Raw genomic sequence first — 336 nt, forward strand, 5'->3', positions numbered from 1 at the left:
CGTCTTCACCATGAACGCCGCCTATCAGGCCGCAATGGCGACCATCGCCGCGCATGAGCGCACGGTGCTGCAGCCGGTCGATCACGAGGCGTTCTTTGCCGCGCTCGATACCCCACCGGCGCCGACCGAGGCGCTGCGGGCAGCATTCCGCCGGCATCGCGAGACCGTCGTCTCGAAATAATGCCGGAGACTGGACCTGTACCCTACATCATCGAGCCGTTCGATCCTGACAAGCACGATCGAACGGCTTTTTCCTGCGGCATCGAGCAGGTCGACAACTATTTCCAGAAGACCGCAGGCAAGCTCGCCAGAGCCGACAATGTCCGGCTCTACGTT

1 protein-coding gene is annotated in these 336 nt (G+C 62.2%); it reads left to right on the forward strand.

The window, feature by feature from the left end; translation table 11 throughout:
• Positions 1-181, forward strand: a 181-nt coding sequence (locus KQX66_RS36855) for a type II toxin-antitoxin system TacA family antitoxin (protein WP_216798448.1), incomplete at its 5' end; no start/stop codon positions are given.
• Positions 182-336 lie beyond the last annotated feature (155 nt).

The sequence above is a fragment of the Paenibacillus oleatilyticus genome (assembly GCF_018998565.1).
In the GTDB taxonomy this organism is placed as follows: Bacteria; Bacillota; Bacilli; order Paenibacillales; family NBRC-103111; genus Paenibacillus_G; species Paenibacillus_G oleatilyticus.